Source organism: Hymenobacter glacialis (assembly GCF_001816165.1).
Taxonomy (GTDB): Bacteria; Bacteroidota; Bacteroidia; order Cytophagales; family Hymenobacteraceae; genus Hymenobacter; species Hymenobacter glacialis.
This window is the reverse complement of record NZ_MDZC01000123.1, coordinates 130,742-151,205: the sequence shown is the minus strand read 5'-3', so window position 1 is coordinate 151,205 and position 20,464 is coordinate 130,742. Positions and strand designations below refer to the sequence as shown.

Here is a 20,464-nt window from a genome sequence, read left to right as displayed (position 1 = left end):
GGAAATACGATTTGAGAAGCACAGCCTCCAAAGCCTGCCTCGCTTCTGGATGCTTGCCTGCGGGCAACTATTCCACGCCCAAACAACAGCTGATGCCTAAACGGAAAAAGAGCTGACAGGGAAACCCCATCAGCTCTCCGTACCAAAACACCTTAAAAAACTATTCTTTCACGTTAGGGCTAACAACAACTGAACCAAAAGATTCCGTATACTTAGAAGATTTTTTTCAGTCCCCGGCATTCATGCGTTTGGGTACCGTGCTGGCCCTCGTTTTGAGTGGAACGAGCACCGGTTGACCGACGGATGGGTCTCCAGATTTGAGAAAGCAGACCATCAGCCACCGCACTAGGACCAAGAAAAAAACCCAGCCCTTACGGGCTGGGTTTTTCGTTCTTACGCTGCACGCTTAGCGCATCATGCCGCCGGGGCCGCCTTTGCCCATGCCGCCCATCATTTTCTGCATCTGGGCCATGCCGCCTTTGGTCTGGCTCATCTTGTTCATCTGGCGCATCATCTGGCGCATCTGGTCAAACTGCTTCATCAGCGCGTTTACCTGCTGAATGTCGGTGCCGGAGCCTTTGGCCAGGCGGCGCTTGCGCGAGGCGTCGAGGATGTCGGGGTTGGCCCGCTCCTTTTTGGTCATGCTCTTGATAATGGATTCCACGGGCTTGAAGGCGTCGTCGTCGATTTCCACGTCCTTCATGGCCTTGCTCACGCCCGGAATCATGCCCATCAAATCCTTGATGTTGCCCATCTTCTTGATTTGCTCCAACTGCGAGAGGAAGTCGTCGAAGTTGAACTGGTTTTTGCGGATTTTGGCGTTGATGCGCTTGGCCTCGTCCTCGTCGAACTGCATTTGCGCCCGCTCCACCAGCGAAATAACGTCGCCCATGCCCAGGATGCGCTGGGCCATACGGTCGGGGTAGAACAGGTCCAGGGCGTCCATCTTCTCGCCCGTCGAGATGAACTTGATGGGCTTTTCCACCACGGCCCGGATGCTGAGGGCCGCACCACCGCGCGAGTCGCCGTCGAGTTTGGTAAGCACCACGCCGTCGAACTGCAGCCGCTCGTTGAAAGTCTTGGCGGTGTTCACGGCGTCCTGGCCGGTCATGGCGTCCACCACAAACAGCGTCTCGCTGGGGTTGATGGCCGCTTTCACGGCTTCAATCTCGCGCATCATCTGCTCGTCCACAGCCAGTCGGCCGGCGGTGTCGATGATGACTACCTTTTTGTTGTTCTTTTTCGCGTACTCAATGGCGTTGCGCGAAATCTCAACTGGGTTCTTGTTCTCTACTTCCGAGTACACCTCCACCCCAATCTGCTCGCCCAGCACCTTGAGCTGGTCGATGGCGGCGGGGCGGTACACGTCGCAGGCCACCAGCAGCACCGTGCGGTTTTGCTTCTTGATGAAGTTGGCCAGCTTGCCCGCAAACGTGGTTTTGCCCGAGCCCTGCAGGCCCGAGAGCAGCACCACGGCCGGCTCGCCTTTGATGGTGATGTCCTTCTTTTCGCCGCCCATGAGCGCGGTCAGCTCATCGTACACAATCTTGACCATGAGCTGGCCCGGCGACACGGCCGTGAGCACGTCGCGGCCCATGGCGGCGTCCTTAATGCGGTCGGTTACATCCTTGGCAACCTTGTAGTTAACATCGGCATCGACCAGCGCACGGCGGATTTCCTTGATGGTGGCCGCAACGTTGATTTCGGAAATGCTGCCCTGACCTTTAAGGGTTTTTATGGCCCGGTCGAGCTTGGTTTGGAGGCTGTCAAACATGTATACAGTATTAAAACGAATGGAGCGGATTTCGCGGATTGAGCGGCGGTGGCCTTGCTTCAAATCAGGAAGTACCGGAACCCCAAAAGTAGCCATAAAAGCCCGAAATTCGGCAAAGTATGTACCTTCGCGCCCCCCTCGTAGTTCCCTGCTTTCGTGCCCCCCTCCCGTCCACTGCGCCTGCTTGTTATCACCTACTACTGGCCGCCTTCGGGCGGGGCCGGGGTGCAGCGCTGTCTCAAGTTCGTGAAGCACCTGGGCAGCTTTGGCGTGGAGGCCACCGTGCTCACCGTGGACGCTGCCCAGGCCACCTACCCGGTGCGCGACGAAAGCCTGCTGGCCGAAGTACCCGCCGGCTTGCGGGTCATCCGCACAGCTACCACCGAGCCGTTTGAGTCGTATAAAAAGCTCACCGGCCGGGCCGTTCCCTACGGCGGCTTCGCCAACGAGGGCAAGCCCGGACTGCTGCAGAAGGCCCTGCGCTTCGTGCGCGGCAACCTGTTCATTCCCGACCCGCGCCGCGGCTGGAACCGCCACGCCCTGGCGGCCGTGGAGCAGCTCCTGGCCGCCGGCGAGCAGTTCGATGCCGTGCTCACGTCCTCGCCGCCGCACTCCACCCAGCTCATTGGCCTGGAGCTGCAAAAGCGCCACGGCCTGCGCTGGCTGGCCGATTTGCGCGACCCCTGGACGGATATTTACTACTACAAAGACCTGCACCATACTCCGTTTGCGGCCTGGCTCGATGCGCGCTACGAGCGCCAGGTGCTGACCCAGGCCGATGCCGTGCTGGTAACTTCGCCCGAAACCAAGCGCCTCTTTTTGGCCAAGCTGCCGGATTTGCCTTCCGCAAAATTCCACGTGCTGCCCAACGGCTACGACGAATCGGATTTCCGGCTGCCTTCTCAGTTCCCCACCGACTGCCTGCGCATCACGCACACCGGCACCATTACCGAGCTCTACCACATTGGCCGCCTGCTGGAGGCCGTGGCCGCCTGCGCCAGCCGCCACCCCGACGTGCCGGTGCGCCTGCGCTTTGTGGGACAGGTATCGGCCGAGCTGCGCCGGCAAATTGAGGGCGTGGGCTTGCTGCCCGTTACCGAGTTTCTGGCCTTTGTGCCGCACGAGGAGTCGGTGCGACACCTCATGGCCGCCACGGTCCTGCTGATGGCCATTCCCGATGTGCCGCGCAACTTCGGCATCCTGCCGGGAAAGGTGTTCGAGTATTTAGCCGCCAACAAGCCCATTCTGTGCGTGGGCCCGGCCGGCTCCGACGCCGACAATCTCCTGCAGGAGTGCGCTGCCGGACACGCCCTACCTTACGAAGACGTGGGCCTGATGCTGGAAACCCTGGAGGGCCTGGTAGCACAGTGGCGCATCAACCCCAACCTCGACTTGCCGGTCATCAGCCACGAGCGGTACTCCCGCCGGGCCCTCACCGGGCAACTGGCCAGCATAATTTCGGCAAGCTGATTGGCAGCTTCAACTCTTAATTATTGCTTGGCCGCGGCACGGGTCGCCTTGCCGGTGTCGGGGAAGCTGAGCTGCTGCAAATCCTGAGCAAGCCGGGCGCTGAATGCCGCGCTGGCGGGGCGCTGCAGGTGGTTGCCGTCGGTGGTGGCGTAGGGCTGGGCGCTGTAATCGAGGTAGGGCACGGCGTGGCGGGTGGCCAACTCGCGCATCCGGGAGTCGAACGCGGGCTGGTACTGCTGCTCCAGCGCCAAAAGGCCGGCTCCTACGGGCAGCCGCACCATTACCACCTGGCCGTGCTGTTTTAGAAACGCAACGGTTTGCCGCAGTGCCTGGAGGCGGCTCTGGGAAAAGTGCTGGCTGGCCGCTAGGCGGCGGTAGTCCTGCAGCTTGCGCGCGGTGCGGGCCCGGACCTGCGCGCTGTCGATGCCGATTTTCACTTCCAGCCAGCCATCCGGGTGCAGGCGTTCGGTGGCGGTGGCGTAGTCCAGCAGCAGGCGGTAGAGCGGCTTGGTTTGGTAGTGGGTGAGGTAGGTCAGGTTGGGGTTTTGGCTCACCTGGCCGAGCTGGCCGATGAAGGAATTTTCTTCTGGGTACGTGCCTTCGGGCCCGGTGAGGGAGAGCGACCACGGGTCGACGGCTACGACGAACAGGCCGTTTTTCGCCTCCGGGCGCACCTTGCGCTGGATGCTGCGCAGGTAGGCGGGGCCGTAGGGCGAGTGCGTGAGCGTGAAAGAGTAATTGAGCCACGGCCCTTCGAAACGCCCGCTCAGCCGTTCCGCCAGCACCGCGGGCTGAATGCCCTGCGCGGCCCGCGAGGTGCCCACCACCATACTGCTCGCGAGCGGACTGGTAAACCGGCCATAAAAAGCATCGACGTACCCACCCAGCACCACCGGCCCCAGCAAGGCCAGGCCCAGCAGGCAGGCGCCCACCAGCAGCCCCAGGCGAGAAATAAGCCGAAAAATAGCCGGTGACACTGCGCGAATCAGAATTGAAAGTAGATGAATGAGGTGCTGTTGAAAATACCCAGATACAGAATCAACAGGCACAGCCCGGCGTACCCAACCCAGCGTACCCCCACCGGCCGGGCCACCACCCAGTCCTGCAGGCTGCGCGCGCGGCCGAAGTACTCCACCCCCAGCATGAGCAGCACGGCGAAGACTGCCACAGCCAGCTCGGGGCGGTAGTGCTGCGAAAACTCCAACAGCAGGGACGCTGTTTTCCGACTACTCAGGCTCCACCCGCTCAGCAGGTGCTGGCTGATGAAGACGGCATCGCCGAGGCTATTGGCCCGGAAAAATATCCAGGCGTAGGCCACCAGCCCAAACGTGACCAGCACCCCTACGCTCCGGCGTAGCCGCGGGTGCGCAGCCAGCCCCGTGGCCTGTGCCAGCTGCTGACGCAGGGGCCGGGCCCAGGTGCTGGCCACCAGGTATAAGCCGTGCAGGCCGCCCCAGACCAGAAACGTCCAGTTGGCGCCGTGCCAGAGGCCGCTGATGAGGAACACGGCCAACAGGTTGCCATAGGCCCGCGCGGGCTGTACCCGGCTGCCCCCCAACGGGATGTACACGTAATCCCGGAACCAGTTGGAAAGCGAAATATGCCAGCGGCGCCAGAACTCGGGCACCGAAGCCGACAGGTACGGCTGCCGAAAGTTCAGGTTAAAATCGAAGCCCAGCACCCGCGCCGCGCCCCGGGCCATGTCGGTATAGCCGGAAAAGTCGCCGTAAATCTGAAAGGTGAACGCCAGCGTGGCCAGCACCAGCAGAGGCCCTTCGGGGTGTTGCTGGGGGTTATTGTAAACGGGATTGACGAACGCGGCCAGCCGGTCGGCCACCACTACTTTCTTGAACAGGCCCCAGGCCATTAGCCGCAGCCCGCTCACAATGCGCGCGTAATCAAAAGAGTGCGTGCGCTGGTACTGGGGCAGCATGTGTCCACCGCGTTCAATGGGCCCCGCCACCAACTGCGGAAAAAAGGCCACAAACAAAGCAAAACGGCCCAGATTCCGCTCGGCTTCCAGCCGGCCCTGGTACACATCAATGATGTAGCCCACGGATTGAAACGTGTAGAACGAGACGCCCACCGGCAGCAGCAGCTCAAACGCCGGAATGGCCGCCTGCGGCAGATTCAGAGTACCCGCCACCTGCAGGGCCGCGTCCCGAAAAAAGTTGAAGTACTTGAACACAAACAGCGTACCCAGGTTGCTCACCAGGCTCAGGTACAGGTAGGGCCGGCGCTCGCGCTTGGTGGCCAGCTGGCCCATGCGGTAGCCGCTGTAGTAGTCGATGAGGGTAGTGCCCAGCAGCAGCAGGGCGTAGGCCGCCCGCCAGCTCATATAAAAGTAGTAGCTGGCCAGCAGCAGCAGGGCACCACGCCACCGGGCCGGCAGGCCATAGTAGAGCCCGACGATGACCGGGAAAAAGACCAGGAAATGAAGGGAATTGAATAGCATTCGCAACGCGGCAGGTGCTCCGCCGGCCAAAGGTCGGGAATGTGGCGGGGACTCGCACCGCCTCCGCTACATTCCTGCAAACTACTTTTGTGGTTCTATTTCGGCTTTTCTTTTTTCATGGCTCTCGACCTCAATCACAAATCCATCCTCGTCACCGGGGGCACTGGCTCCTTTGGGAAGCAATTCGTGCGTACTGTTTTCGAAAAATTCCCGCGGGTGAAACGCCTCGTGGTGTTTTCGCGCGATGAGCTGAAGCAGTATGAGATGAGCCAGGAGTTTTCGCCGCAGCAGTACCCGGCCATCCGCTACTTCATCGGCGATGTGCGCGACAGCGAACGGCTGCACCGCGCCTGCGAAGGCATCGACATCGTGATTCACGCCGCCGCCCTCAAGCAAGTGCCCGCGGCCGAATACAACCCGATGGAGTGCATCAAAACCAATATTTTCGGAGCCGAGAACGTCATCAACGCCGCCCTCGACTGCGGCGTGAAAGAAGTAGTGGCCTTGAGCACCGACAAAGCCGCTGCGCCCATTAACCTCTACGGCGCCACCAAGCTGTGCTCTGATAAGCTGTTTGTGGCCGCCAACAACATGAAGGGCGCGCGCGACCTGCGCTTTTCGGTGGTGCGCTACGGCAACGTAATCGGCTCGCGGGGCTCGGTGGTGCCGTTTTTTATGCAGCAGCGCCACACCGGCGTGTTGCCCATCACCCACCCCGACATGACGCGCTTCAACATCTCGCTTGAGGAAGGCGTGGACTTGGTGCTCTATGCGCTGGAACACGCCTGGGGCGGCGAAATATTTGTGCCCAAAATTCCAAGCTATAAAATCACGGAAGTAGCCCGTGCCATCGGCCCGGAGTGCGAGCAGCGCATTGTGGGCATTCGCCCCGGCGAGAAGCTGCACGAGGCCATGATAACCGAGACCGACGCCCTGAGCACCGTGGAGCTGGACCGCTACTACGTCATTCTGCCCTCGATGCCAACCTGGGACGTGGAAAAATTCATTGAGAAATTCAACGGGCAGCGCGTGCCGCTGGGCTTCCACTACGACTCGGCTAACAACGAGGAATGGATGGATGCCGAGCAGATTCGGGAGGAAATCCGGCTGCACGTAGACGCTGATTTTGCCGTTTAGCCGCTAGCGTCTTACTTCCAGCCAGCCCTTGATTTTCTGGCCGGAAGTGGCTTTGGTGAGCAGGTAATAATAAACACCGTCGGGCTGGCCCTGAGCGGCCCAGGAGTTGTCGTAAGCCGCCTGCGAAAAAACTTCCCGGCCCCAGCGGTTGAAAATGCGCAAGGCCCAATCCCCGGCATTCAGCCCTTTCAGAACGAACGTCTGGTTCTGAGCATCGCCGTTGGGCGTGATGATATTGGGAAGGCTCGGGCAATCCGCTAGCTCAACGTTCAGCTCGTCGGTCGCAACGCAGCCCTGGGGACTGGTCACCGTTACGCGGTACGTGCCGGTGAGCCGGGCACCGAATTCGGCCCCGGTACTGCCATCGTGCCAGCGGTAGGTACTTCCCGTCGGTTGGGGCCCCACGCTGAGGGTACGGGGCTCGTCGGCACACAGCGTCAGGTCGGGGCCGAGCTCGACTACCGGAAGGGGCCACACCTGCACTTGCTGACTGGTTACAAACGCCTGGCCGCTGGTAGCCGTGACGACCAGCCGCACGGTGTACGTACCGGCTTGCTGGTAGCGGTGCGTTGGCGCCTGGCCCGTTGCCTGGTTTAAAGGCCCCGAGGCCGGGTCGCCGAAGTCCCAGGCGTACGCCGTGGCTGTCACGAACGGACTTAAAGTAGAAGCGAAAGGCAGTAGCTCGCCCACACAGCCCGCTTGTCCCTGAATCGCGCCGCCACCCGTAATCACGACGGGGGGCAGGTCCAAATCGTTGGTGGTGGAGGGAAAGGTATACCGGGCGGGGGCAGTGCCTTTGCCATAGCGCACCCCATCGGCCACAAACCGGCAGAATGGGGCCAAGGCGTTGGCTTTTTCGATGCGGCCCACCCCGGAGAAAGAAGACCGAATAACGTAGATGTTGCCATCGGGACCCAACTTCAAATCGCCGGAGTCGCTGAATCCCTGACCGTTTTGGATTTGCACTGGTATGGTGGCGCGCGATGCCGCCACCGCTACCGGCGACCCGGCCAACAGGTCATACTGAAACACGCCGCTGCTGTTAACGGTATCCGCATACATGCGTGAGCCATCGGGCGATAGTTCGAGCCCTGCCAGTCGCACGAAATTGATGGCGTACTGGTTGGGGTCCGACCCGTTTATGATACGCCCTTTAAAGGGGGAAGGCAGCACGTCGTTTGCGGTTATCCGCCCGGTTGAAGGGTCAAACCGAGCTACTTCCAACTGAGTAATGGCAGATGTCCGCGTAGCCATGTACTGCACCGAAACCAACGTTTTCCCATCGGTAGAGGCCCGAAGAATGCCGTTGGCCACGGGAGAAATATCACGGGGTGCCAAACTCACTACTGGCGAGCCCATTCCTGTCGCGGAAAGCAAACAGCTAACGTACCGCCCCTCATCCGTTTGGCCGGTAATCCATACATCGCGCCCGTTGCCGTGGCGGATGGCAACCCAGTTTGTATTCAGGTAATAGTAGGGAGCGGTGATATGAGTGGTCCAGTTTGGCAGCCGAATGCTGTCGGTGGAAACTACTGCCCCTAAGCCATTGCGTTGCCTGATGTCTACTACGGCGTAAGGCATATGGGTACTGGACTGAGCAGAAACCGGGTACTGGCTTGCTACGAATTGGTTGGAGTTGCGGAAGACATAATACCGCCCGAAGCGCCCCGGCTGCCGCACGGCCAACACTTGCCGGGTACTAAACCCAACCACTGGGTGCGGGCTTACCTGGCCTGGCATGCGCTGCCACTGCCGGTCCCAAACATACTGGCCATTGGAAGCGAACAAAAACCGGCCGGCGCTGTCCGACATGCATCCGACGCCCTCCGGAAAGCTCAATTGCCCGTTTGATAACCCTACGGGCGGGTTTCCAAGAAACGTAATGCCCGCTTGAGCACCAAAATACCAGTTCAGGTATTCCCCCTGTGCATGGGCCTTGCTTGTCAAACCGAGTAGCAGCCAGCCAAGGGCCCCTAGAATAACGTGTTTCATGACGAGCAATTGGTAGATAACTGCGAACATACTCATGTTTCGAATTTCTTTCCGGCTTTGCTCCGCTCCCTATCTTTGGGGCTGCATGAACTTCACTCCCACCCGCCCCCTACCCTACGGCCGCCAGAACATCACCGAAGCCGACGTGGCCGCGGTGACGGCGGCGTTGCAAGCCGATTTCCTGACGCAGGGGCCGGCCGTGGCCGAGTTTGAAAAGCAGTTTGCCGCCTACGTGGGCGCCCGCTACGCCGTGGCCGTGAGCAACGGCACGGCGGCGCTGCACCTGTGCGCGCTGGCGCTGGATGTGCAGCCGGGGCAGCGCGTCATCACCACGCCGCTCACGTTTTCGGCCTCGGCCAACTGCGTGCGTTATTGCGGCGGCGAGGTGCAGTTTGCCGACATTGACCCGGCCACGGGACTCATTAACTTGGCCAAGGTGCGCGCCCTGTTGGAAGCCCACCCCAAAGGCCATTTCTCAGGCCTGATTTCCGTTGATTTTGCCGGGCTGGCCGTGGATTTAGAAGCGGCCCGCCAGTTGGCCGATGAATTTGGGCTGTGGATAATTGAGGACTCCTGCCACGCCCCCGGCGGCTTTTTCATCGACTCGGCAGGCCAGGAGCAGCAGTGCGGCAACGGCAACTTCGCCGATTTGGCCATCTTCAGCTTTCACCCCGTGAAGCACATTGCCACCGGCGAGGGCGGCATGATTACCACCAACAACGAGCAGCTGTTTCAGCAACTGCTGCGCCTGCGCACCCACGGCATCACCCGCGAACCGGCCGACCTCGTTCATGAGTCGGAAGGCGGCTGGTACATGGAAATGCAGGAGCTGGGCTACAACTACCGCATAGCCGACCTGAACTGCGCCCTGGGCCTGAGCCAACTGGCCCGCGCCGACGCGGGCCTGGCCCGCCGCCGCCAGCTGGCCGCCCAATACGATGCAGCCTTCGCCCAGATACCCGGTGTGACTATGCTGGCCCCCGGCCGCCCCGGCCACGCCTACCACCTCTACATCATTGAAGTAGCCGACCGCAAAGGACTCTACGACTTCCTGAAAACCAGGCAGATATTCACGCAGGTGCACTATATCCCAGTGCACCGCATGCCCTATTACGAAGGACTGGGCTGGAAAGCCGGCGATTTTCCTTTGGCCGAAGCCTATTATACCCGCTGCCTCAGCATCCCGCTTTTTCCCACACTCACGGATGAGGAGCAGGACTACGTGGTGTCGTGCATTCGGGAATTCATAGTTACCGGCCAGCAATAAAAAGAACGTCATGCTGAGCGGAGCCGAAGCATCTCAACCGTGCAAGCAATTCATTAGTATTGCAGTAGAGATGCTTCTGCTCCGCTCAGCATGACGGGCTTGAACTCTCTTTTCTAATTCCCCTACATTTTGCAGCACACCCAACAAGAGGATTTCTGGGCCGGCGACTTTGGCCGCGAATACACCGACCGCAACTCCCGCCCGCTGGAGGAATGGAACGCGTTTTACCGCGACCTCTACGGCCACACCAAGCTGGAAATAAACGCCGAATTCCTTGGCGAGCTACCCCGCGATGCCCGCATTCTGGAAGTGGGCTGCAACACCGGCATGCAGCTGGTGGGCCTGCAGGCGGCGGGCTTCACCAACCTCTATGGCGTGGAGCTGCAGCACTACGCTGTGGAGAAAGCCCGCGACTTTGTGCGCGGCGTCAATATCCTGCAGGGCAGCGGATTCGACCTGCCGTTTAAGGACAGCTACTTCGATGTGGTGTGCACCAACGGCGTGCTCATACACATTGCCCCCGACGACCTACCGCGCATTATGGGCGAAATGGTGCGCTGCTCGGGCCGCTACATCATGGGCTTCGAGTACTACGCCCCCGAAACCACTTCCATCAAGTACCGGGGCAACGAAGGCTTCCTGTGGAAGACAAACTTCGCGCAGGTATTCATCGACAATTTCCCCGAGCTGCGCCTGGTGAAGCAGCAGCTCTACCCCTACATCAACGACGCCGAGCGCGGCAACCAGGACGTGGTGTACTTGCTCGAAAAAACCGCCAGCTGATGCAGCACGCCGGCATTATTTCCCAGGTGCGCATGGGCAGCACCCGACTCCCCAGCAAGGTGCTGCTGCCGGCAGCGGGCCGGCCCCTGCTCGACTACCACGTAGCCCGCCTGCAACAAAGTGGCCTGCCCGTGCTGCTGGCCACCACTACCGAGCCCGCCGATGACGTGCTGGCCGACTACGCCGAAGCCCGCGGCCTGCCTTACCACCGCGGCAGCGAAGCCGACGTGCTGGCGCGCTATTACGAAACGGCCCGCAAGTTTGGCCTGGACGCCGTGGTGCGGGTCACCAGCGACTGCCCGCTGGTGGATGGCCACTTGATTGGGGACGCCATGCGCCGGTTTCTAGAGGAAGATAACCCGCTGGTGTACCGCTCCAACGCCATTGTGCGCACGTTTCCGCGCGGGCTCGATTTTGAGATTTTCTCTATGGAGCTGCTGGCCGAAGCCCATGCCAACGCCACCTTGCCGTATGAGCGGGAGCACGTGACGCCCTACCTTAAAGCCAATGCCGCCACGGCCGGGCGCGTGGTGTACCGCGACGAGGTATGGCCCGGCGGCGATTACAGCCGCTTCCGCATCACGCTCGACACCGCCGAGGACTACGAGGTGCTGCGCACCCTGATTGAGCAGCACGGTGCGGCCGGGCTTTCGATTCCGGAATTGCTCGCTTTGCTGGAAACCCATCCGGAAATAATGGCCCTGAACGCCCACATTGAGCAGAAGACTACATGACCCTGCCCGATACCCTGCGCCTGAACGAGTTCGGCTACTACGAAATCAAGAACAAGCCCAGCCCCGAGGAGCTGCGGAACTACTACGCCCAACGCTACTACCAGGAAAACCTGACCACCTACCAGCCCGAATACCCGCTGGAGGAGCTTGAGCACCTCGACGGCAAGCTGCGGCTGCGGCACTGGGTGTTGGCCCAGCTTCGCTTGGCGGGCCAGCAGCACGGCGCTTCGGCCTCCCCAGAGTGGAACAGCACCAGCTCATTTCTGGACATTGGCTGCGGCGAGGGCTGGGCCCTGGCTTACTTTCAGCGGCAGGGCTGGGACGTGTTGGGCCTGGATTTCAGTAGCTATGCCTTGGAGCAATTCAACCCGGAGCTGCGCGGTCAGCTTCGCACCGGCGACCTTTACGAGCAGGTCCAAAAGCTCGCCCTAGAGGGCCACGAGTTTGACGTGCTGTGGCTGGACAACGTGCTGGAGCACGTGCTGGACCCCACCGAACTGCTGCGTCTCTGCCGGACCCTGGTGAAGCCCAACGGGGTGCTGGTGGTGGACGTGCCCAACGATTTTTCGAGCCTGCAGCAGCATCTGCTGGACACCGGCAAGATAGACCGCCCGTTCTGGGTGGTACTGCCCGACCACCTCTCCTATTTCAACCAGGCCGGGCTGCGCAACCTGGCCGAAGCCACGGGCTGGAACATGGAGAAAATACTTGGCGACCAGCCCATTGACTTAAACCTGCTGAACCCGGCCACGAACTACGTAATGAACCGCGAAGCCGGCCGGGCTGCCCACCGCGCCCGCATCGAGCAGGACAATTTTCTGCTGCACACGGCATCCGTACCGGCGGTGGCCGCCTACTACGAAAGCCTGGCGGCCGTTGGACTGGGCCGCAGCATTGTAGCATTTTTGCAACCGATTTAGTTGTAGCGGTTAACGGTTAGTGGTGAATTGTTTTTAGCGGATAATGCTACTTGCATGTTTTTTACCATATCCACTGACCACCAACAATTAACCACTACTCGTTAATCATTAACCACTAATAATGTCTTCCATTTCCGTCCTCAGTGGCGCGTCGGCTCCTGAACAGGCACGGCGCGAAGATTTTGCCCAAACCCTGCGCGAGTCGCCGATTCCGAACACGGAGTTGCTGAACAATCTGGGCCTGTACCTGAACCGGCAGACGTTTTCGCGGCTCTTGTTTTTCACGGAGCTCTACCAGCAAATCATTCCGGTGCACGGCGTGGCCATGGAATTTGGCGTGCGCTGGGGCCAGAACCTGGCGCTGATGCACGCCCTGCGCGGCATCTATGAGCCGTTCAATTACAACCGCAAAATCATTGGCTTCGACACCTTCGACGGGTTTCCTTCAGTAGATGCCAAGGATGGCGACAAGGTGAAGGAAGGCGACTACGGAGTGACGGAGAACTACCAGGAGTACCTGACCCAAATTCTGGCCCTGCACCAAGCCGACAGCCCCATACCACACAAGCGCAAATTTGAGCTGGTGGCCGGCGATGCCTCCGAAACCGTGCCCCGCTACCTGAAAGACCACCCCGAAACGGTCATTGCCTTCGCCTACTTCGATTTCGACATCTACGCCCCCACCAAGGCCTGCCTCGAAGCCATTCGGCCCCGCCTCACCAAAGGCGCCATAGTGGCCTTCGACGAGCTGAACTGCCCCGAATTTCCAGGCGAAACCCTGGCGTTTGACGAGGTGTTTGGGGTAGCCAACTACGCCCTCCGCCGCAGCCCACTTAATCCGTTGATTTCGTATCTGGTGGTGTAATTGAATGTCTGAAAAGGCACGTCATGCCGAGCGCAGCCGAGGCATCTCGCGTGCTGCAGTAATCCTCACGATTGCAAAGAAGCGAGCGAGATGCCTCGGCTGCGCTCGGCATGACGTGCCTTCAACACCTACCATGACCACCTACCGCCCCCTCCCACACCCTGAATTTCGCTGGAATGCCTACCGGCTGGTTCCCATCCGCTACGAAGACCGGGAGCCCATACGGGCCTGGCGCAACGCCCAGCTGGAGGTGTTGCGGCAAGCCGCGCCACTTACGGCTGAGCAGCAGGAAGGCTATTTCCAGCGCGTGGTGATGCCCCTGTTTGAGCAGGAGCAACCCGGCCAGCTGCTGTTTTCACTCCTGGAAAACGAGGAGTTGATAGCCTACGGCGGCCTGGTTCACATTTCCTGGCCCGATGGCCGCGCCGAAGTTTCTTTTCTGATGGACCCGACCCGCGCGGCCGACCCTGAGGTGTACCACAACGTGTTTCGCGCCCACCTGCGTTTGCTGGGCGATGCCGCGTTTCACGGCCTGAAATTCAACCGCTTGTTTACCGAGACCTATGACATCCGGCCTGCCCACGTGGCCATTCTGGAAGAAGCCGGTTTCCGGCTCGAAGGCCGCTTGCGGCAGCATGTGCGCCTGGCTCCGGATACCTTTGCCGACTCACTGATGCACGGCCAGCTGGCCACCGACTATGCCACAGCCTTTGATTCTGCCATTTAAACGAATTTTTATCAGCGGCGGGGCCGGTGTTATCGGCCAGGAAATGGTGCGCCGCCTGGCCGCCCTGCCCGCCGATATTGAGGTGCTGGTGGGCGACCTGAAGCCCCGCCCCGCCGACTTTCCGGCCCGTTTCCGGTACCGCCAGGGCGACCTGAACTTCCTGACCGAGGCGGAGATTGGCGCGTTCGCGCCGGATGTGTTTATTCATCTGGCCGCCACGTTTGAGCGCTCCACGGAGACCTACGGCTTTTGGGAGGAGAATTTCCAGCACAACGTGCGCCTGAGCCACCACCTGATGACGGTGCAAAAGGACCTGCCCTCGCTGCGGCGGGTGGTGTTTGCCTCCAGCTACCTCATCTACGACCCGGCGCTGTACAACTTCACGGAGGTTCCCGCCCAGCCCCGCAGCCTGCGCGAAGACGACCCCATCCTGCCCCGCAACCTGACGGGCATGGCCAAGCTGGCCCACGAAATTGAGCTACGCTTCCTGCAAACGTTTCGGGGCGAGCAGTTCAGCACCGCCATTCCGCGCATCTACCGCGGCTACGGCCGCAACGGGCGCGACATCACCTCGCGCTGGGTGCGCATGCTGCTGGCCGGCGAAGAAATCACGGTGTACGGCGCAGAATCGTTCTTCGACTACCTCTACGCCGCCGACACGGCCGAGGGTCTGCTGCGCCTCGCGGCCGCCGAAACCGTGACGGGCATCATCAACCTGGGCACCGGCCGGGCCCGCCGCGTATCTGATGTGGTGGAAGTTCTTCAGCAGAATTTCCCCGGCATGCGCGCCAACTACGTGGCTTCCGACATTGCTTTCGAAGCCTCGCAGGCGGACATGACACTGTGGTCGAGCCAGATAGATTGGCTGCCTCCGACCACGCTGGAAACGGCCATTCCGGAAATTATTGCCTACGAAAAGTCCCGCGCCGCTGCGCCGCCACTAAGCCGCGGGCCGGGCCACGTGCTCATCAGCAGCGTGGCGGCCAAGGTGCCGCTGGTGCGGGCCGTGCGCGCCGCCGCTCAGTGCCTGCACCCCGATATCAAAATCATAGGCGGCGACATGAACGGTGCCTGCCTGGCCCAGCACTTCACCGATGGCTTCTGGCAGATGCCCGCCACCAGCGACGAGCACCTGCCCCACATTATTCAATATTGCCAGGAGCAGGGCATCGGCCACATCATCCCCACCCGCGACGGGGAGCTGACCTTCTGGAGCCGGCACCGGGAGGCCCTGGCCGAAGCCGGCATCGCCGTGCTGGTGAGTGCGCCCGAAGCCGTGCAGCGCTGCCTGGACAAGCTGGACTTTGCAATGTTTGGGGCGGCGCAGGGCCTGCCCGTTATCCCCACCGCCCGCAGCCTTGACGGGCTGCCGGGTAGCAGCGAGCCTGATTCGACCGCTGGATTTGTGGTGAAGGAGCAGTACGGCGCGGGCTCCCTCAGCCTGGGCCTGAACCTGCCCGAGGCCGCAGCCCTGGCCCACGCCAACCTGCTGCAGGACCCTATTTTTCAGCCGTTTATGACCGGCCAGGAAATCAGTGTGGATGCCTACGTGGACCGCCGGGGCACCGTGCGCGGCCTGGTACCCCGCACCCGCGACGTGGTGGTGCACGGCGAATCCCAAGTCACCACCACGCTACCCGACCCGGCCCTGGTGGCCCGGCTGACTCCCATGGTGGAGGCGCTCGGCCTCTACGGCCCGCTGGTGCTCCAAGCCCTCCTTCACGACAACGGCGATTTGCAGATTATCGAGTGCAACTGCCGGTTTGGGGGCGCATCCACGCTGGGCATTGCCGCAGGGGTCGATTCGTTTTTCTGGTTTTTGCAGGAAGCCGCTGGTGGGGATTTGGATGAGTTTCCATTCCAGCCCGCAGCCGGGCCGCTCCGGCAGGTTCGCGCCGCGGCCGATGTTGTTAGTCCGGTGGGTCTGTAGGGCTGGCCGGGAGTAGTGAATCCGTTTAGGAAGTAGAATTTGGCCGTCATGCCGAGCGCAGCCGAGGCATCTCGCGTGCCACAGTAATCAATGCCGAGTGCAACGAAGCATGCGAGATGCCTCGGCTCCGCTCGGCATGACGGCCAGAGTATTTTTGGCCAATTGGATAACCGTCTTAGCAGCTACCTTAACTCCCTCCGCTTCCACCAAACCCATGCCCATACTCGTTTTCGACTTAGACGACACGCTCTATCCCGAGCTCAGCTACGTGCATAGCGGTTTCAGGGCCGTGGCAGCGTTTCTGAGCCCGCTACTCCTGGTTCCAGCCGAGGCGTTGGCAGCGGGCATGATTGCCGAAGAGGCAGAGCAAGGCCGGGGGCAGGTGTTTGATAACGTGCTGCGGCAGCATGGGCGCTGGAGCAAAACCCTGGTAGCAGCCTGCCTACGCGCCTACCGCCAGCACCAGCCCGAATTAACGCTGTTCCCCGATGCCGAGCGGTGCCTCACGCGCTTTGCGGCCCTGCCGCAATACCTCGTCACGGATGGCCACAAGGAGGTGCAGACCCGCAAAGTAGCCGCCTTACAGCTGGCCGGCCGCGTGCGCCACGCCTACCTCACCAACCGCTACGGCCGCCACCGCGCCAAGCCCGACCCGCACGTATTCCAGCTGATTTGCCAACGCGAAGGCGTGGCGCCAAATCAGGTATTGTATGTGGGCGACAACCTCCGCAAGGACTTCGTGGGCATCAAGCCGCTAGGGTTTAAAACCGTCCGCATCCTGCGCGGCAATTATGCCCATCTGGAAGCTGATGAAGCGCACGAGGCGCACCGGCACATTCATTCGCTGGACGAGCTGACGCAGGAATTTATAGCTTCACTGTTCGGGCAACCGCTGGACCTGCCTGCTTGAGGTGTATGTTTGAATTACTGTTTAAGTGACCTCCGATTGCCGTCCGTTGGGGGGAACACCCGCCGGACCCGTCGCCGCAGGGATAGCGCTTACAAGGTGGCGTCGAACCGGCCTTCGGTGACGCGCACCACGGTGCCCGTCGCAGCGTGGCGGGCCGTAAACTCAAACGTGCCCGATACGACGCGGGAAATCGTGTCGAACCGGGTGACGACCAGGGTGCCCGTATGCTGGGCGTCCGTCAGAAATTCCTGGTCGGGGGTGGGCTTGCGAAGCGTGAACGCGGCGTAGCCGTTGGGGCCCCGGCCCCGGGTGGTGGGGCGCAGGTCGAGCACGTAGGTGCCGGCCCGGGTGATGCCTGGCAGCTCGATGTTCATGGACGTGTCGTGATGCACCAGTGTCTGGTCGGCATTGTCCTTGAGGAGGTTCAACGAGAGGATGGGCCCACCGAGCGAGGCGTTGTTCCACCAGGCATAGACGGGCTTGGGGTTGATGGCCCCAATTGTGGTGTTGTAGTAGTGAGCGACCCAGAGCTGGCCGTCCACGAAACAGCCAGCGGTATTGGCACCGGTTTGGGTAGCGGCCGGCATCGGCTGGACCGGGTAGGCCCCTTCGCCCTGCATGAGGCACTGGGTTAGGCCCAGTAAGGGCAAGAGCAGCAGCGGGTAGGTTTTCATGAAAGGAGGATCAGTAGGCGCAACGGGAGTATTACGATTCTCAAATGTAGGGGGCCGTTGGAGTACACACAATTTAAAAAACCGCTTCATTAGACTTTACTAACAGCACTTTTAATCACACAAACAAATTGCCGTCAATATTTTACAATACAATAAAAGCACATTACAAAGGGGGCACAGTGGACAGGTAGTTAACCAGAGCCTTCCTTTCCCTAAACTACCAACAGCCGCCCAATTACAGGTGCATACAAGCGCTAACGAGTATAAAAAACCCGACTAAAAGTCAAAGCTCACGGAATTGACCAACCAGATGAGTTTCTTAAACTCAAAAAGATGGTTCTAACCACAAGCAACGGGACCGAGCATTTTTAGAGTGCAGCGCGGAAGCCTCTGACCATGAGCAGCGCCGCTAGGAACCCGTAAGCCCTACCTTTGCGGGCCTGATTGGCTTTCCCTGAACATGACTGAAATTACCATCGGCGGCCGGCCCGTCGGCCCCGCGCACAAGCCGTTTATCATTGCCGAAATGTCGGGCAACCACAACCAGAGCCTGGAGCGGGCACTGGCCCTGGTGGATGCTGCCGCGGCCGCCGGCGTCGATGCCCTCAAGCTGCAGACCTACACCGCCGACACCATCACCATGGACACGGGCTTTGCCATCGACGAAGAAGGCCAGTCGCTGTGGGAAGGCAAGAACCTATACAAGCTCTACGAAGAGGCGCACACGCCCTGGGAGTGGCACGCCGAGCTGTTTGCGCGAGCGCGGCAGCACGGCATGCTGGCCTTCAGCTCCCCGTTTGACGAAACGGCGGTGGATTTCCTGGAGCAGCTGGACGTACCGGCCTACAAAATTGCCTCGTTTGAAAACGCGCACTGGCCGCTGCTGCGCAAGGTAGCCGCCACCGGCAAGCCGGTGATTGTGAGCACCGGCGCCGCCACCCTGGCCGAAATTGACGATGCCGTGCGGGTGCTGCGTGAAGCCGGCTGCCGCGAGCTGGTGCTGCTGAAATGCACCAGCACCTACCCCGCTTCCCCCGCCAACACCAACCTGCGCACCATTCCGGTGCTGGCCGAAACCTTCGGCTGCCCCATTGGCCTGAGCGACCATACCATGGGCGTAGGCGCGAGCGTGGCCGCCGTGGCGCTGGGTGCCTGCGTCATCGAGAAGCACTTCACCCTGAGCCGCGCCGAGGGCGGCGTGGATTCGGCCTTTTCGCTGGAGCCGCACGAGTTGAAAGCCCTGGTGGAGGAAACCGAGCGGGCGCACCAGGCCCTGGGCACGGTGCAGCTCTGCATTCAGGCCGGCGAGGAGAAAAGCCGGCTCTACAAACGCAGCATCTACGTGGCCAAGCCCATTGCGGCAGGCGAGGAATTCACTACGGATAACCTGAAAATCATTCGCCCCGGCGACGGGCTCTGGCCCCGGCACTGGGACGTGGTGCTGGGCCGCCGGGCAACCCAGCCCCTCCAGCCCGGCACCCCGCTCACCTGGGACGCCCTGTAATGCCCGCGCCCAACCTGCCGCTCCTCGCGCGTCTGCGCGACATTTTGCAGCTGCGCTTTACGGCGGTGTTTGCGGCGCTACCCCCGGCGGCGCTGGCTGATATTTCGCCCGCCAACCCCGTAAAGCGGCTGGCGCGGGTGGCCGGCTACGCGGGGCTGCGGCTGCTGGGCAATATTTTCAGCCCCATTAATAACCGGGACGAGCTGCAGGGCAAGGTGTGGCTGTACGTGGTGAGCGCCAACAATTACGACGCCCTGGCTTTCATCAAAGAAGCCCGGCCCGATGCGGTGCTGGTGGCGGGCCAAGCCAAGCACATTGGCAGGTATAACGCGGCTGTGAACCGCCTTTCCCTGCGGCGCAAGCTGCTATTCTACTGGCAATTTCCGGCGGCGATGGCAGGCTTGCTGCGCACGGAAGGCCGGCGGGCGTGGCGGTTTTTCGACTTCATTTTTTACGCCATCGGCTATTACGAGGTGTACCGCCGGGCGCTGCGGCACTACCAGCCCCAGGCCGTGGTATTCTCCAACGACCACAACGACGACACCCGCTCGCTGCTGCTGGCCTGCCGGGCCGAGGGCGTGCCTACCGCCTACGTGCAGCATGCCAGCGTGAGCGCCAATTTCCCCCCCCTGGGCTTCGACCTGAGCCTGCTGGAAGGCCAGGATGCCCTCGATAAGTACCGCCTCTGCGGCCCGGTGCACGGGCGCGTGGAGCTGGTGGGCATGCCCAAGGCTGATGCCTACCTGGCCCGCCGCAACACCGCCCCGGCCGTGCGCCGCGTGGGCATTGCCTGCAACGTGCACGACCCCCTGCCGGCCCTCACCGCCACCATTGCGCTGCTGGCCAAAGAGTTGCCGAAACTCACCTTCACCCTGCGCCCCCACCCCAGCGATGGGCGCGACTTTGAGCCGCTGCGGCAGCTGGTGCCCGGCCTGCAGTGGTCCAGCGCCCGCGAGGAAAACGTGTTTGATTTCCTGCTGCGACAAGATGCCCTGGTGGCCGCCGATACCTCCACGCACCTCGAGGCCACGCTCCTGAACGTGGCCAGCGTGTACTACCGCTTCGGCACCAACCCGCTCACTGACGACTACTACGGCTACGCGGCCCGCGGCCTGGTAGCGCGGGCCGATACTCCGGCCGAGCTGGTGGCCTGCCTCCGCCGCTACGCCGTCAGCAAGCCCGCCGACCTATACCGCCGCGCCGTTTACTACAACGCCACGCTGGGCACGCCCGACGAAGGCCGCAGCCAGCCCCGCACCCTGGCCCTGCTGCACGAGTGGCTGCAGGCCCCGCGCTAGGGCCCGCAGTTGCCAGCAGGCACC

At 61.5% G+C, this 20,464-nt stretch carries 17 protein-coding genes; 12 read left to right on the top strand and 5 right to left on the bottom strand.

Annotated features, from left to right (window positions below; genetic code table 11):
- Positions 1–406: 406 nt before the first annotated feature.
- Positions 407–1,774: a signal recognition particle protein gene (gene ffh / locus BEN48_RS17065; RefSeq protein ID WP_070736433.1), complete on the bottom strand. Its 1,368-nt coding sequence runs from the start codon at positions 1,772–1,774 to the stop codon at positions 407–409.
- 156 nt (positions 1,775–1,930) lie between these two features.
- Here ffh and BEN48_RS17060 point away from each other — a divergent pair, with 156 nt between their 5' ends.
- Complete coding sequence (locus BEN48_RS17060; protein WP_241502311.1) at positions 1,931–3,244, top strand: glycosyltransferase family 4 protein; 1,314 nt, start codon at positions 1,931–1,933, stop codon at positions 3,242–3,244.
- Positions 3,245–3,264: 20 nt separating this feature from the next.
- Here the strand turns inward: BEN48_RS17060 and BEN48_RS17055 are convergent, their stop codons facing one another.
- Entirely contained in the window at positions 3,265–4,221 is a 957-nt protein-coding gene (locus tag BEN48_RS17055; RefSeq protein WP_070736354.1) for a hypothetical protein, read from the bottom strand.
- A gap of 8 nt (positions 4,222–4,229) precedes the next feature.
- Positions 4,230–5,699, bottom strand: a complete 1,470-nt coding sequence (locus BEN48_RS17050; protein ID WP_070736353.1) for an MBOAT family O-acyltransferase — start codon at positions 5,697–5,699, stop codon at positions 4,230–4,232.
- 117 nt (positions 5,700–5,816) lie between these two features.
- On the opposite strand from BEN48_RS17050, the gene pseB reads away from it, so the two are divergent.
- Positions 5,817–6,836 (top strand): UDP-N-acetylglucosamine 4,6-dehydratase (inverting), encoded by a 1,020-nt coding sequence (gene pseB / locus BEN48_RS17045; RefSeq protein WP_070736424.1) that lies wholly within the window; start codon positions 5,817–5,819, stop codon positions 6,834–6,836.
- Positions 6,837–6,839: 3 nt separating this feature from the next.
- On the opposite strand, the gene BEN48_RS19215 is transcribed toward pseB, so the two are convergent.
- Entirely contained in the window at positions 6,840–8,009 is a 1,170-nt protein-coding gene (locus BEN48_RS19215; protein WP_158010233.1) for a T9SS type B sorting domain-containing protein, read from the bottom strand.
- Between the two features lie 904 nt (positions 8,010–8,913).
- On the opposite strand from BEN48_RS19215, the gene pseC reads away from it, so the two are divergent.
- The 8 genes from pseC (at position 8,914) to BEN48_RS17000 (ending at position 16,964) form a co-directional block, all read left to right on the top strand.
- Positions 8,914–10,095: a UDP-4-amino-4,6-dideoxy-N-acetyl-beta-L-altrosamine transaminase gene (gene pseC / locus BEN48_RS17035; protein WP_070736349.1), complete on the top strand. Its 1,182-nt coding sequence runs from the start codon at positions 8,914–8,916 to the stop codon at positions 10,093–10,095.
- Between the two features lie 129 nt (positions 10,096–10,224).
- Complete coding sequence (locus BEN48_RS17030; RefSeq protein WP_070736348.1) at positions 10,225–10,878, top strand: pseudaminic acid biosynthesis-associated methylase; 654 nt, start codon at positions 10,225–10,227, stop codon at positions 10,876–10,878.
- The gene (locus BEN48_RS17025) at positions 10,878–11,612 is read left to right on the top strand and encodes a cytidylyltransferase domain-containing protein (protein ID WP_070736346.1); all 735 of its coding nucleotides are present in this window, start codon (positions 10,878–10,880) and stop codon (positions 11,610–11,612) included. The genes BEN48_RS17030 and BEN48_RS17025 overlap by 1 nt, the downstream gene beginning before the upstream one ends.
- The gene (locus tag BEN48_RS17020) at positions 11,609–12,532 is read left to right on the top strand and encodes a class I SAM-dependent methyltransferase (protein ID WP_070736344.1); all 924 of its coding nucleotides are present in this window, start codon (positions 11,609–11,611) and stop codon (positions 12,530–12,532) included. Before BEN48_RS17025 ends, BEN48_RS17020 begins: the two co-directional genes overlap by 4 nt.
- 121 nt (positions 12,533–12,653) lie before the next feature.
- Positions 12,654–13,397 (top strand): class I SAM-dependent methyltransferase, encoded by a 744-nt coding sequence (locus BEN48_RS17015; RefSeq protein WP_070736343.1) that lies wholly within the window; start codon positions 12,654–12,656, stop codon positions 13,395–13,397.
- A 133-nt stretch (positions 13,398–13,530) separates the two neighbouring features.
- Positions 13,531–14,124, top strand: a complete 594-nt coding sequence (locus BEN48_RS17010; protein WP_070736341.1) for a GNAT family N-acetyltransferase — start codon at positions 13,531–13,533, stop codon at positions 14,122–14,124.
- On the top strand, positions 14,108–16,054 hold the full coding sequence (locus BEN48_RS18355) for an NAD-dependent epimerase/dehydratase family protein (protein ID WP_206599879.1): 1,947 nt from the start codon (positions 14,108–14,110) through the stop codon (positions 16,052–16,054). Before BEN48_RS17010 ends, BEN48_RS18355 begins: the two co-directional genes overlap by 17 nt.
- Positions 16,055–16,268: 214 nt before the next feature.
- Positions 16,269–16,964, top strand: coding sequence for an HAD family hydrolase (locus BEN48_RS17000; RefSeq protein WP_070736339.1), 696 nt, complete (start codon positions 16,269–16,271; stop codon positions 16,962–16,964).
- A gap of 89 nt (positions 16,965–17,053) precedes the next feature.
- On the opposite strand, the gene BEN48_RS16995 is transcribed toward BEN48_RS17000, so the two are convergent.
- Positions 17,054–17,638, bottom strand: a complete 585-nt coding sequence (locus BEN48_RS16995; protein ID WP_070736337.1) for a DUF6252 family protein — start codon at positions 17,636–17,638, stop codon at positions 17,054–17,056.
- Positions 17,639–18,098: 460 nt separating this feature from the next.
- On the opposite strand from BEN48_RS16995, the gene pseI reads away from it, so the two are divergent.
- Positions 18,099–19,142, top strand: a complete 1,044-nt coding sequence (gene pseI / locus BEN48_RS16990) for a pseudaminic acid synthase (RefSeq protein WP_070736335.1) — start codon at positions 18,099–18,101, stop codon at positions 19,140–19,142.
- Complete coding sequence (locus BEN48_RS16985) at positions 19,142–20,440, top strand: glycosyltransferase family protein (RefSeq protein ID WP_241502310.1); 1,299 nt, start codon at positions 19,142–19,144, stop codon at positions 20,438–20,440. Before pseI ends, BEN48_RS16985 begins: the two co-directional genes overlap by 1 nt.
- The last annotated feature ends 24 nt before the right edge of the window (positions 20,441–20,464 follow it).